The sequence below is a fragment of the Shewanella sp. UCD-FRSSP16_17 genome, from assembly GCF_001675935.1.
Lineage (GTDB): Bacteria > Pseudomonadota > Gammaproteobacteria > Enterobacterales > Shewanellaceae > Shewanella > Shewanella japonica.
The window spans coordinates 423027-435356 of record NZ_LZFV01000002.1 but is presented as its reverse complement, the minus strand read 5'-3'; the positions used below and the strand labels follow the sequence as shown (position 1 = coordinate 435356).

The window sequence follows — 12330 nt, the reverse complement described above, 5'->3', positions numbered from 1 at the left end:
GAAAACTGAGATTATGTCAAAGCGAGATTATTACGAAGTTCTTGGTATCGGTCGTGATGCCAGTGAACGAGAAATCAAAAAAGCCTATAAACGTTTGGCGATGAAGTTTCATCCAGACCGTAACCCTGGCGATCAAGAAGCTGAAGCAAGCTTTAAAGAAGTAAAAGAAGCTTACGAAATTCTCACCGATGCCAATAAAAAAGCGGCTTATGATCAATTTGGTCATGCTGGTGTAGATCCTAACCGTGGCGGCGGCCATGGTGGTGCAGGCGATTTCGGTGATATCTTCGGTGACGTGTTTGGCGATATCTTTGGCGGCGGACGTCGTGGCGGTGGTCAGCGTCAAGCTGCTCGAGGTAGTGACTTACGTTACAACCTTGAACTTTCGCTTGAAGAAGCGGTTCGTGGCCTTACAAAAGAATTACGCATTCCTACGTTAGCATCTTGTGATAGCTGTGACGGTAGCGGTGCTAATAAAGGTTCTTCAGCAACGACTTGTGGCACGTGTCATGGTCAAGGCCAAGTACAAATGCGTCAAGGTTTCTTTGCTGTTCAGCAAGCCTGTCCAACTTGTCATGGTCGCGGTAAGATCATTAAAGACCCATGTAAGAAATGTCATGGTGAAGGTCGTGTTGAAAAGAGCAAAACATTATCAGTTAAGATCCCTGCTGGTGTTGATACTGGTGACCGTATTCGTTTATCTGGTGAAGGTGAAGCGGGTGAGTTTGGTGCACCTCCTGGAGATTTATATGTTCAGGTTAGTGTACGTGACCATGCAATCTTCACTCGAGATGGTAATAATCTTTATTGTGAAGTGCCAATCTCATTCAGTAAAGCTGCATTAGGTGGCGAAATCGAAGTTCCGACCTTAGATGGCAAAGTGAACCTTAAGATCCCTACAGAAACTCAAACGGGCCGAATGTTCCGTATGCGTGGTAAAGGGGTTAAGTCTGTACGTAGTCATGCCGTTGGCGATTTGCTGTGTAAGGTGGTAATGGAAACGCCTGTTAACTTAAATGAGAAACAAAAAGAATTACTTCGCGAATTTGAATCGACCTTAACAGGCGAGTCAAAGAAGCATAGCCCAAAGGCTGAAGGATTCTTTGATGGTGTTAAGAAGTTCTTTCACGATTTAAATAGCTAATTGTGATTAACTGAACTCACTCATTGAGTATCAAAAAACTGCTTACTTCGGTAAGCAGTTTTTTTTTGATTTTCGAACAGCGCTTCCTATCTTTGTTGGCTTAGATGAAAAGAGGCAGCAATAGAACCGTGCATTTAAACCGCGCTTTGGTTTAAAATAATGCATATAAATACAGAGTTATCTCACCAATAAGAATTATTTTAAAGGATGTAAAATGAACAAGTTAGTGCCGCTGTTATTTATTTCGCTGTTGATGTCAGCGTGTGCCACCCATAAATCTCCCACTGGTCGTAGTCAAATGTTGTTATTTGATAAAAATAAAATGAGCCAGATGGGTGAACAATCTTTTGCTGCCATGAAAAAATCTGAAAAAATTAGTCAAGATAAGCAAAAAACGGCATATGTAAATTGCGTTGCCAATAGAATAACAGCGGTACTACCTGACCAAACCCAGCAATGGGAAGTGGTGCTTTTTGACTCAAAGCAGGTAAATGCTTTTGCTTTACCTGGTGGATACATTGGTGTTTATACCGGATTACTTGAGGTCGCTGCGGACCAAGATCAGTTAGCAACTGTCGTTGGCCACGAAGTTGCACATGTTCTTGCTCGACACGGTAATGAGCAAGTCTCTCGCTCACAGATGACGAACACGGGTATTCAACTTGCTGACGTTGCTTTAGGTGCTGGTGGTGTCGCGAATAAAGATTTGTATATGGCAGGACTGGGGTTAGGGGCACAAGTTGGCATTTTATTGCCGTTTGGACGAGATCAAGAAAGTGAAGCTGATGAGCTGGGCTTAGAGTTAATGGCTAAAGCGGGTTTTAATCCAGCAATGAGTGTCACTTTATGGCAAAACATGGCCAAAGCGGGTGGTGAACAAGGGCCTGAATTGTTTTCAACTCACCCGTCACACTCTACACGAATAGCTGATTTACAAGCACTTCAAGACAAAGTATCCCCGTTATATCTGGCTGCAAAAAAACAGTCATTGCCCCAATGTAAATAAGGCTTATGAAAAATAGTCAATATCACCGCAGATTAGCCTACATCAGGTGGTAAAGTGTGCTAAACTGCCCCGCAAATTTTAACTGATGAATTGAGAGTAAATAAGTTATGTCAGAGTTCAACACAATGGAACAGCAAGCAAGTTATGGTGTAGGTCGTCAAATGGGTGAGCAACTTGCAGCTAACTCTTTCGAAGGTATCGATATCCCTGCTGTACAAGCTGGTCTAGCGGATGCGTTTGAAGGTAAAGAAAGCGCTGTTGCAATGGAAGACTTACAAGTGGCTTTCACTGAAATCAGCCGTCGTTTACAAGCTGCTCAAGAAGAAGCTGCTGCAGCTGCTTCTGCAGAAGGCGAAAACTTCCTAGCTGAAAATGCTAAACGTGACGAAGTTACTGTGACTGACTCAGGTCTTCAGTACGAAGTGATCACACAAGGTGAAGGTGAGAAGCCAACACTTGATTCTACTATTCGTGCACATTACCACGGTACTTTCATCAACGGTGACGTTTTCGATAGCTCTGTTACTCGTGGTGAGCCAGCTGAATTCCCAGTGTCTGGTGTTATCGCAGGTTGGACTGAAGCATTACAACTAATGCCAGTTGGTACTAAGCTTAAATTATTCGTTCCACAACACTTAGCTTACGGCGAACGTGGTGCTGGTGCTTCAATCCCGCCATTCTCGGCGTTGGTATTCGAAGTTGAATTATTAGCAATCGTTTAATGATAAACGCCTAAGTTAATCTTAGGCGTTTTTGTATCACTGGGAGAAAGACATGACTGCAAAAGTAAGAGTCGCTGTTGTTGGTGCCAGTGGCCGTATGGGTCGCACATTGATTGAAGCTGCTAAGCAACATGAAATGATTTATTTAGGTGCCGCAGTTGAGCGTAAAGGCTCTACACTTATTGGTGTAGATGCTGGTGAACTCGCTGGCGTTGGTACTATGAATGTCGCGATTACAGATTCATTAGACATTGCATCAGAACACTTTGATGTATTAATTGATTTTACCTCGCCAGAATCGTCTCTTGTTCACCTTGAATGGTGTTCAAAGAATAATAAAGCGATTGTGATTGGCACAACTGGTTTTAATCATGCTCAAAAAGAAATGATTAACGCCTTTGCCGAGCAAACTCCTGTTGTTTTTGCCCCTAATATGTCTGTTGGTGTGAATTTAACCCTAAAACTATTAGAGTTAACCGCTAAAGTGATGGGTGATTACACTGATATAGAGATAACCGAAGGTCATCATCGATTTAAAAAAGATGCTCCTTCAGGTACGGCATTAAAAATGGGTGAGGTAATAGCCGACACTCTAGGTCGTGATCTCGAAGAATGTGCTGTTTATGGTCGTGAAGGTATGACCGGAGAGCGTGATAGGAATACGATTGGCTTTTCTACTATTCGTGCCGGCGATATCGTTGGTGACCACACAGTGATGTTTGCTGATATTGGTGAACGAGTAGAAATAACCCATAAAGCGACCAGTCGAATGACATTTGCTAATGGTGCAATGCGTGCAGCCTATTGGTTATCCGATCAGGATTCAGGCTTGTATGACATGCAGCAAGTATTAGGTCTCAATTAATATTTAAAAAAACCACCTTTGGTGGTTTTTTTTTGGAAATTATTTTTCCCAAAATAAAATAACTAAGCATAGACGCTTTAACTTAATTCATATAAAATCGCTGGAATTTGCCAAAATTTTGTAAATTGGTGGATTTGTAAAAATTAAATACAAATAATTTCAGTGGCTTGGCTCTTATTTTTTGGAGGTCGCGTTGACACAGTCTGCCTTACTCGTACTCGAAGATGGAACCGTTTTCTCTGGCACAGCAATTGGTGCCGATGGACTCACTGTTGGTGAAGTAGTATTCAATACTTCAATGACAGGCTATCAAGAGATTCTAACGGATCCGTCATATTCTCGCCAGATCGTAACTTTAACTTACCCTCATATTGGTAATACCGGCACAAATGATGAAGATACTGAATCTGATTCAGTTCATGCTTGTGGTCTTATCATCCGAGATTTACCTCTATTAGCCAGCAACTTCCGTAACCAACAATCATTAAGTGATTACTTAAAGTCAAATAATGTTGTCGGCATAGCGGATATCGATACCCGTAAATTAACCCGTATTTTACGTGAAAAGGGTGCGCAAGCCGGTTGTATTATGGTTGGCGATATCGATGAAGCTAAAGCATTAGCTGCAGCAAAGGCATTCCCTGGTTTAAAAGGCATGGACTTAGCCAAAGAAGTGACGACTGAGTCTACTTATCAATGGCGTAAAGCTAGCTGGCGTTTAGTTGGCGGTTTACCTGATGAGACACCAGCATCAGAACTTAAATATAAAGTTGTTGCTTTCGATTACGGTATTAAGCGTAACATTTTACGTATGTTAGTTGACCGTGGTTGTGATGTGACTGTGGTACCTGCTCAAACTTCTGCTGCAGAAGTATTAGCAATGAATCCAGATGGTATTTTCCTGTCAAACGGTCCTGGTGACCCAGAACCATGCGATTATGCGATTACAGCCATTCAAGAAATTCTAAAAACTGACATTCCAGTGTTTGGTATTTGTTTAGGTCACCAGTTACTTGCATTAGCATCTGGGGCTAAAACATTAAAAATGAAGTTTGGTCATCATGGTGCCAACCATCCTGTCAGCAATATCGAAAAAGGTAATGTGATGATCACCAGCCAAAACCATGGTTTTGCTGCTGATGAAGCGACGTTACCAGCGAATATTAAAGTGACACATAAGTCATTATTTGATGGGTCATTACAAGGTATTCACCTGACTGATAAACCTGCGTTTAGTTTCCAAGGGCATCCAGAAGCGAGCCCTGGACCGACGGATGCATCACCTTTGTTTGATCATTTCATTGAATTGATTGAGCAATTTCGTCAAAACACTAAATAGTTAGGTCACTCGGAGAAGATAGAAGCAATGCCAAAACGTACTGATATTAAAAGCATTCTAATCCTAGGCGCAGGTCCAATCGTCATTGGACAAGCGTGTGAATTTGACTATTCGGGTGCGCAAGCGTGTAAAGCGCTGCGTGAAGAAGGCTATCGAGTTATTCTAGTTAACTCAAACCCTGCAACCATCATGACCGATCCTGAGATGGCCGATGCAACATATATCGAGCCTATTCATTGGGAAGTGGTACGTAATATTATCGCTAAAGAAAAGCCTGATGCGATTTTACCTACTATGGGTGGTCAGACTGCGCTTAACTGTGCACTTCAGCTTGAAGCTGAGGGTGTGCTAAAAGAGTTTAATGTCGAGATGATTGGTGCGACAGCTGATGCAATTGATAAAGCTGAAGACCGTAGTCGTTTTGACACCGCAATGAAAGCCATTGGACTTGAATGTCCACGTGCCGGTATTGCCCATTCAATGGAAGAAGCTTACGGCGTTTTAGACCAAGTTGGCTTCCCTTGTATTATCCGTCCGTCATTCACTATGGGTGGCAGTGGCGGTGGTATCGCTTATAACAAAGAAGAGTTTGAAGACATTTGTTCGCAAGGTCTTGAGCTTTCTCCTACCAGTGAATTATTGATCGATGAATCATTAATTGGCTGGAAAGAATACGAAATGGAAGTGGTTCGTGATCGCAACGATAACTGTATTATCGTGTGTTCTATTGAAAACTTCGATGCGATGGGTGTGCATACTGGTGACTCAATTACCGTTGCTCCAGCACAAACACTGACTGATAAAGAATACCAGTTAATGCGTAATGCTTCTTTAGCAGTACTGCGTGAAATTGGTGTAGAAACAGGTGGTTCTAACGTTCAGTTTGGTATTTGTCCAAACACTGGTCGTATGGTTATCATCGAAATGAACCCACGCGTTTCTCGCTCTTCTGCATTAGCATCTAAAGCAACGGGTTTCCCAATTGCGAAAGTGGCCGCTAAATTAGCAGTAGGCTTCACTTTAGATGAGTTGATGAATGATATTACAGGTGGTCGAACTCCTGCATCATTTGAACCTGCTATCGATTATGTTGTAACTAAAGTTCCTCGCTTTAACTTTGAAAAATTTGCTGGTGCGAATGACCGTCTTACAACGCAAATGAAGTCTGTTGGTGAAGTGATGGCTATTGGCCGTACATTCCAAGAGTCTTTGCAAAAAGCACTGCGTGGTCTGGAAGTTAGTCGCACAGGCTTTGACCCAATTGTTGATATTGCGTTACCTGAAAGCATGCAGCAAATCCGTCATGAGCTTAAAGAACCAGGTGCTGACCGTATTTGGTATATTGCGGATGCATTCCGTGCAGGTTTAAGTCGTGATGAAGTRTTCAAGCTAACGAATGTTGATCACTGGTTCTTAGTTCAGATTGAAGACTTAATTGCGCAAGAAGCGAAAGTTGCYGAAGTGGGCATGTCAGGTCTTGATCAAGCATTCTTACTGAAACTAAAACRTAAAGGTTTCTCTGATGCTCGCCTAGCGCAAATCTTAGGTGTTAGCGAAACAGAAGTGCGTAAGATTCGTGACCGCTTTGATATGCACCCTGTATATAAGCGTGTTGATACCTGTGCTGCAGAATTTGCAACAGACACTGCTTACATGTACTCAACATACGAAGAAGAATGTGAAGCTGCGCCATCAAATCGCGATAAAATCATGATTCTTGGTGGCGGCCCTAACCGTATTGGTCAAGGCATTGAGTTTGATTACTGTTGTGTTCACGCAGCGTTAGCCTTACGTGACGATGGTTACGAAACCATTATGGTTAACTGTAACCCAGAAACGGTTTCTACGGATTATGACACGTCAGACCGCTTATACTTTGAGCCAGTAACCTTTGAAGATGTGCTTGAAATTGTTCGCATTGAAAAGCCAAAAGGCGTTATCGTTCAATATGGTGGTCAAACACCTCTAAAATTAGCACGTGCTCTTGAAGCTGCAGGGGTACCGATTATTGGTACAAGTCCTGATGCAATCGACCGTGCTGAAGACAGAGAGCGTTTTCAGCAAGCAATTCAACGCTTAGAAATGAAGCAACCTGAAAATGACACTGTAACAACAGTTGAAGGTGCGGTTATTTCTGCTGAGCGTATCGGTTACCCATTAGTTGTTCGTCCATCTTATGTACTTGGTGGCCGCGCAATGGAAATCGTGTATGACGAGCAAGACTTACGTCGCTATTTCAATGAAGCAGTGAGCGTATCTAACTCATCTCCAGTATTGCTAGATAGATTCCTTGATAATGCAATCGAGATTGATATCGATGCGGTATGTGATGGCGAGATTGTTGTCGTGGGCTCTATCATGGAACACATTGAGCAAGCGGGTGTTCACTCAGGTGACTCTGGTTGTTCTTTACCTCCTTACAGTTTAAGTGAAGATGTTCAGAACCGTATGCGTGAGCAAGTTGCTAAATTAGCAATGGAGCTAGGCGTTATTGGTTTGATGAACGTGCAATTTGCTGTTAAAGACGATGAGATCTACATGATTGAGGTTAACCCTCGTGCTGCTCGTACAGTTCCATTTGTCTCTAAAGCAACGGGTGTACCATTAGCGAAAATCGCTGCACGTGTGATGGCTGGTCAATCTTTAGCTGAGCAAAACTTTACTAAAGAAGTGATTCCACCGTACTTCTCTGTAAAAGAAGTGGTATTACCGTTTAACAAGTTCCCTGGTGTAGACCCAATGCTTGGCCCTGAGATGCGCTCAACGGGTGAAGTTATGGGTGTAGGTGAAACTTTTGCTGAAGCGTATGCAAAAGCACAACTAGGTGCGACAGCTGAAGTACCAAAATCAGGTCGAGCATTATTATCTGTACGTAACAGTGATAAAGAGCGTGTTGCCGAGCTTGCTGCTAAGTTAATTGAACTTGGCTACCAAATCGATGCTACACACGGTACTGCCGTGATTCTTGGCGAAGCAGGAATTAACCCTCGCTTAGTTAACAAGGTACATGAAGGACGTCCTCATATTCTTGACCGTATTAAGAATGATGAGTACACCTACATTGTTAACACGACTGAAGGTCGTCAAGCAATTGAGGATTCTCGTCAAATTAGACGTGGTGCACTTCGCTACAAAGTGAATTACACGACAACGCTTAATGCTGCTTTTGCTACTTGTTTAGCACATTCAGCAGATGACAGAAATAATGTGAATTCGGTACAAGAATTACATGAGCGAATCGCTAAAAATTAATTTTATTTAATTTATTGATGATTTGATTAAAAAGGCTGCATTCGTGCAGTCTTTTTTATTACTATTTTTTGACAGTCAGTAGTAAGTAATCTCAAGTTTATGTAAGCTTAAGGCATCATCATTAGATGCATCCTCAACGCAAGACACCGCATCATTTAGACTTATTGTTATAAAGATCGTGCGCTATGCGAATTAATCGAGATTTAACTGTGTTGGTTTTGTACCAGCACGGGGTGCTTTTGTTTTTAAAGGAGACATAAGACATTATGAATACCGTCCCTATGACGATTATCGGAGCTGAGCAGCTGCGTAAAGAATTAGACGAATTAAAATTTGAACGCCGCCCACAGATCACTTCTGCTATTGCAGAAGCACGTGAATTGGGTGATTTAAAAGAAAATGCTGAATACCATGCTGCACGTGAAGAGCAGGGAATTTGTGAAGCGCGTATTCGTGATATTGAAGGCAAGCTGTCAAATGCCCAAATCATCGATGTGACCACGATGCAAAATACTGGTCGTGTTATTTTTGGTACAACAGTCACCATTTTAAATATTGATACTGATGCAGAGTCAACCTACCGCATCGTAGGTGATGATGAAGCGAATATTAAAGAGAATTTAATTTCAGTAAATTCGCCAATTGCCCGTGGACTGATTGGTAAGAGTGTCGATGATGAAGTGGCTATTACAACGCCAGGTGGCACAGCTGAATATGAAATTACGGCTGTTGAGTACATCTAAGCCAGAATTAATATCAATATTAATTACGACTTAAGATTGATATTTTATAGTAATAAAAAAACCACTGATTAACAGTGGTTTTTTTAGGTCAAAATGAACATTTGAATCGTATTGATGCAATATGAACATTTAAACCGAGTTGTTTGACGAAATTACTTTGCTTTTGGAATGGCAACTTTCATTTCAGCAGACTGACGGAAAATAACTAAGGTGTGTCCGATAAGCTGTATTTTGGTTGATTGAGTTTCGCGAATAATCGCGTCAACGACAGCATTTTTAAGCTCTCTATCAGAAGAGCCTACTTTCACTTTTATTAGTTCATGATGAGTGAGTGCACTATCAATTTCAGCCAGCACACCTTCGGTCAAACCATTAGCACCCAGCAGCACCACTGGCTTAAGATTATGCGCTAAGCCTTTTAAATGCTGTTTTTGTTTGGTTGTTAAGTTCATTTGTACCAACTTTTTGAATGTTACTGTTGAAAAACGGCTATTCTACCCTTATATAAGCTTTATGTAACTCCAAATCGTTACGGAATTTAAATGGCAACGAAAAAACGTTCGGCAAGTTCAAGCCGATGGATGCAAGAACATTTTGACGATCATTACGTTAAACTGTCACAAAAGCGAGGCTTACGCTCTCGAGCTGCATTCAAGTTGGAAGAAATCCAACAGAAAGATAAATTGATTAAACCAGGCATGACAGTGGTTGATTTAGGTGCAGCGCCTGGTGGCTGGTCACAGATTGCTGTTAAATTGGTTGGAGAAAAAGGCAAGCTTGTTGCCTGTGATATTTTACCAATGGATCCAATTGTGGGAGTTGACTTTTTACAAGGTGATTTCCGTGAAGAGAAAGTGCTTGATGCTTTACTTGACCGTGTTGGTGAGGATAAAGTGGATGTAGTGCTTTCTGATATGGCGCCTAATATGAGTGGTTCAGACGGTGTGGACCAACCTAGGGCGATGTATCTTGTTGAATTAGCATTAGATATGTGTCATCAAGTATTGGCATCTAATGGTAGTTTTGCAGTTAAAGTCTTTCAGGGGGAGGGCTTTGATGAATATATGAAAGCAGTTCGACAAGCTTTCACTACAGTTAAAACACGAAAACCAGATTCATCGCGACCACGTTCACGTGAAGTGTATATAGTGGCGACTGGTTACAAGTTATAGTAGTCTAACGATTAATTATCGTGGGTCTTTAAGAGGTCTAGAAATTTGAGTGACATGGCAAAAAATTTAATTCTCTGGGTTGTCATCGCCGTTGTGCTGATGTCAGTTTTTCAGGGTTACTCCCCCTCTTCTTCGTCATCGCAGAAGATGGATTATTCCGTATTCTTAGATAGTGTCCGTAATGGCAATATCAATTCGGTTGAAATTAAGAGTGATCAACGAACTATTGAAGGGATCAAGCGTTCTGGAGAGAAGTTCACCACTATTATGCCAATGTATGACCAAGATTTAATTAATGATCTTGATCGTAAAGGGATTTCAATGAAAGGGCAGGAAGCTGAAGAGTCTAGTTTCTTAACCCAAATTTTCATTTCTTGGTTCCCAATGCTGCTATTGATCGGTGTATGGATATTCTTCATGCGTCAAATGCAAGGCGGTGGTGGTAAAGGCGCAATGTCATTTGGTAAAAGTAAAGCCAAATTGATGAGCGAAGACCAAATTAAAACGACTTTTGGTGACGTTGCAGGTTGTGACGAAGCTAAAGAAGACGTGAAAGAATTGGTTGATTACTTAAAAGAACCGACACGTTTCCAAAAGTTAGGTGGGCGTATTCCGACGGGTGTGTTACTTGTGGGCCCTCCGGGTACAGGTAAAACCCTACTTGCTAAAGCCATTGCTGGTGAAGCTAAAGTACCGTTCTTTACTATTTCTGGTTCTGATTTCGTTGAAATGTTTGTGGGTGTTGGTGCATCTCGTGTACGTGACATGTTTGAGCAAGCGAAAAAGTCAGCACCTTGTATTATCTTTATCGATGAAATCGATGCCGTAGGTCGTCAACGTGGCGCTGGTGTGGGTGGTGGTCACGATGAACGTGAGCAAACATTGAACCAAATGTTGGTCGAAATGGATGGTTTTGAGGGTAACGAAGGTATCATTGTTATCGCTGCAACTAACCGTCCAGATGTTCTTGATGCTGCTTTATTGCGTCCAGGTCGTTTTGACCGTCAAGTGGTTGTAGGTTTGCCAGATGTCCGTGGTCGTGAGCAAATTCTTAAAGTTCATATGCGTAAAGTACCTCTAGCTGATGGTGTTAAAGCCAGTGTTATCGCTCGTGGTACACCAGGTTTCTCTGGTGCTGATCTCGCTAACCTTGTTAACGAAGCTGCACTTTTCGCAGCACGTGGTAATCGCCGCGTCGTTGGTATGGAAGAGTTTGAAAGCGCAAAAGACAAAATCATGATGGGTGCAGAGCGCCGCACTATGGTGATGTCGGAAGAAGAAAAAGAAATGACGGCTTATCATGAAGCTGGTCATGCGATTGTTGGGTGTTTAGTACCAGAGCATGATCCGGTTCATAAAGTCACGATTATCCCTCGTGGCCGTGCATTAGGTGTAACATTCTTCTTGCCTGAAGCGGATGCTATCAGCCAAAGTCGTCGTAAACTTGAGAGTCAAATCTCGGTAGCTTATGGCGGCCGTCTAGCTGAAGAGCTCATTTATGGTGGTGAGAAAGTATCGACAGGTGCATCTCAAGATATTAAATATGCTACATCGATTGCCCGCAACATGGTGACACAGTGGGGCTTCTCTGAGAAGTTAGGGCCTGTTCTGTATGCGGAAGATGAAGGCGAAGTGTTCTTAGGACGCAGCATGGCGAAATCTAAGAATATGTCTGATGAAACTGCTGGCATGATTGATCAGGAAGTGAAGCACCTTATTGATACTAACTATGAGCGTGCACATACATTCCTGACTGAAAATATGGATATCCTTCATTCAATGAAGGATGCATTAATGAAGTATGAAACCATTGATGCTGAACAAATTGATGATCTTATGAATCGACGTGATGTTCGCCAGCCTGCGGATTGGCAAGCGGATGATTCAATGGATGACCAAGATAAAGGCACTCCGGTTAATACCGATTCACTAGCCGAAGAGTCAACAGAAGATAAGCCTGATGTTGAACCTAAAACAGATGAATCTACAGCAAAATAACTAGCTGTATTTTGAAATAAAAAACCCCGAAAGGGGTTTTTTTATATTTATTGTACTAGTGTCATAATTAAGTCATATTGCTAGTGTGG

The 12330-nt window shown here is 42.0% G+C and carries 10 protein-coding genes; 9 read left to right on the top strand and 1 reads right to left on the bottom strand.

Annotated elements, in window-relative coordinates; all coding sequences use genetic code 11:
- The first annotated feature begins 13 nt into the window (after positions 1 to 13).
- The 7 genes from dnaJ (at position 14) to greA (ending at position 9071) form a co-directional block, all read left to right on the top strand.
- Positions 14 to 1144: a molecular chaperone DnaJ gene (gene dnaJ / locus A9267_RS06740; protein WP_055023696.1), complete on the top strand. Its 1131-nt coding sequence runs from the start codon at positions 14 to 16 to the stop codon at positions 1142 to 1144.
- A 214-nt stretch (positions 1145 to 1358) separates the two neighbouring features.
- On the top strand, positions 1359 to 2150 hold the full coding sequence (locus A9267_RS06735) for a M48 family metallopeptidase (protein WP_065108662.1): 792 nt from the start codon (positions 1359 to 1361) through the stop codon (positions 2148 to 2150).
- 107 nt (positions 2151 to 2257) lie between these two features.
- The gene (locus A9267_RS06730) at positions 2258 to 2872 is read left to right on the top strand and encodes an FKBP-type peptidyl-prolyl cis-trans isomerase (protein WP_055023698.1); all 615 of its coding nucleotides are present in this window, start codon (positions 2258 to 2260) and stop codon (positions 2870 to 2872) included.
- 52 nt (positions 2873 to 2924) lie between these two features.
- Positions 2925 to 3737, top strand: coding sequence for a 4-hydroxy-tetrahydrodipicolinate reductase (dapB, locus tag A9267_RS06725; RefSeq protein ID WP_055023699.1), 813 nt, complete (start codon positions 2925 to 2927; stop codon positions 3735 to 3737).
- Positions 3738 to 3918: 181 nt separating this feature from the next.
- On the top strand, positions 3919 to 5076 hold the full coding sequence (carA, locus tag A9267_RS06720) for a glutamine-hydrolyzing carbamoyl-phosphate synthase small subunit (protein WP_119968453.1): 1158 nt from the start codon (positions 3919 to 3921) through the stop codon (positions 5074 to 5076).
- 27 nt (positions 5077 to 5103) lie between these two features.
- Positions 5104 to 8328 (top strand): carbamoyl-phosphate synthase large subunit, encoded by a 3225-nt coding sequence (gene carB / locus A9267_RS06715; RefSeq protein WP_065108661.1) that lies wholly within the window; start codon positions 5104 to 5106, stop codon positions 8326 to 8328.
- 266 nt (positions 8329 to 8594) lie between these two features.
- Positions 8595 to 9071 (top strand): transcription elongation factor GreA, encoded by a 477-nt coding sequence (greA, locus tag A9267_RS06710; RefSeq protein ID WP_055023702.1) that lies wholly within the window; start codon positions 8595 to 8597, stop codon positions 9069 to 9071.
- A gap of 152 nt (positions 9072 to 9223) precedes the next feature.
- On the opposite strand, the gene yhbY is transcribed toward greA, so the two are convergent.
- Positions 9224 to 9523: a ribosome assembly RNA-binding protein YhbY gene (gene yhbY / locus A9267_RS06705; RefSeq protein WP_055023703.1), complete on the bottom strand. Its 300-nt coding sequence runs from the start codon at positions 9521 to 9523 to the stop codon at positions 9224 to 9226.
- Positions 9524 to 9613: 90 nt separating this feature from the next.
- Here yhbY and rlmE point away from each other — a divergent pair, with 90 nt between their 5' ends.
- Together rlmE and ftsH are read left to right on the top strand one after the other, a co-directional pair.
- The gene (gene rlmE, locus A9267_RS06700; protein ID WP_055023704.1) at positions 9614 to 10243 is read left to right on the top strand and encodes a 23S rRNA (uridine(2552)-2'-O)-methyltransferase RlmE; all 630 of its coding nucleotides are present in this window, start codon (positions 9614 to 9616) and stop codon (positions 10241 to 10243) included.
- Between the two features lie 45 nt (positions 10244 to 10288).
- The gene (gene ftsH / locus A9267_RS06695; protein ID WP_082972234.1) at positions 10289 to 12241 is read left to right on the top strand and encodes an ATP-dependent zinc metalloprotease FtsH; all 1953 of its coding nucleotides are present in this window, start codon (positions 10289 to 10291) and stop codon (positions 12239 to 12241) included.
- The last annotated feature ends 89 nt before the right edge of the window (positions 12242 to 12330 follow it).

Coding starts and splice junctions, on each gene's coding strand:
- dnaJ (WP_055023696.1), top strand. CDS start 14: ATGTCAAAGCGAGATTATTACGAAGTTCTTGGTATCGGTCGTGATGCC.
- A9267_RS06735 (WP_065108662.1), top strand. CDS start 1,359: ATGAACAAGTTAGTGCCGCTGTTATTTATTTCGCTGTTGATGTCAGCG.
- A9267_RS06730 (WP_055023698.1), top strand. CDS start 2,258: ATGTCAGAGTTCAACACAATGGAACAGCAAGCAAGTTATGGTGTAGGT.
- dapB (WP_055023699.1), top strand. CDS start 2,925: ATGACTGCAAAAGTAAGAGTCGCTGTTGTTGGTGCCAGTGGCCGTATG.
- greA (WP_055023702.1), top strand. CDS start 8,595: ATGAATACCGTCCCTATGACGATTATCGGAGCTGAGCAGCTGCGTAAA.
- yhbY (WP_055023703.1), bottom strand. CDS start 9,523: ATGAACTTAACAACCAAACAAAAACAGCATTTAAAAGGCTTAGCGCAT.
- rlmE (WP_055023704.1), top strand. CDS start 9,614: ATGGCAACGAAAAAACGTTCGGCAAGTTCAAGCCGATGGATGCAAGAA.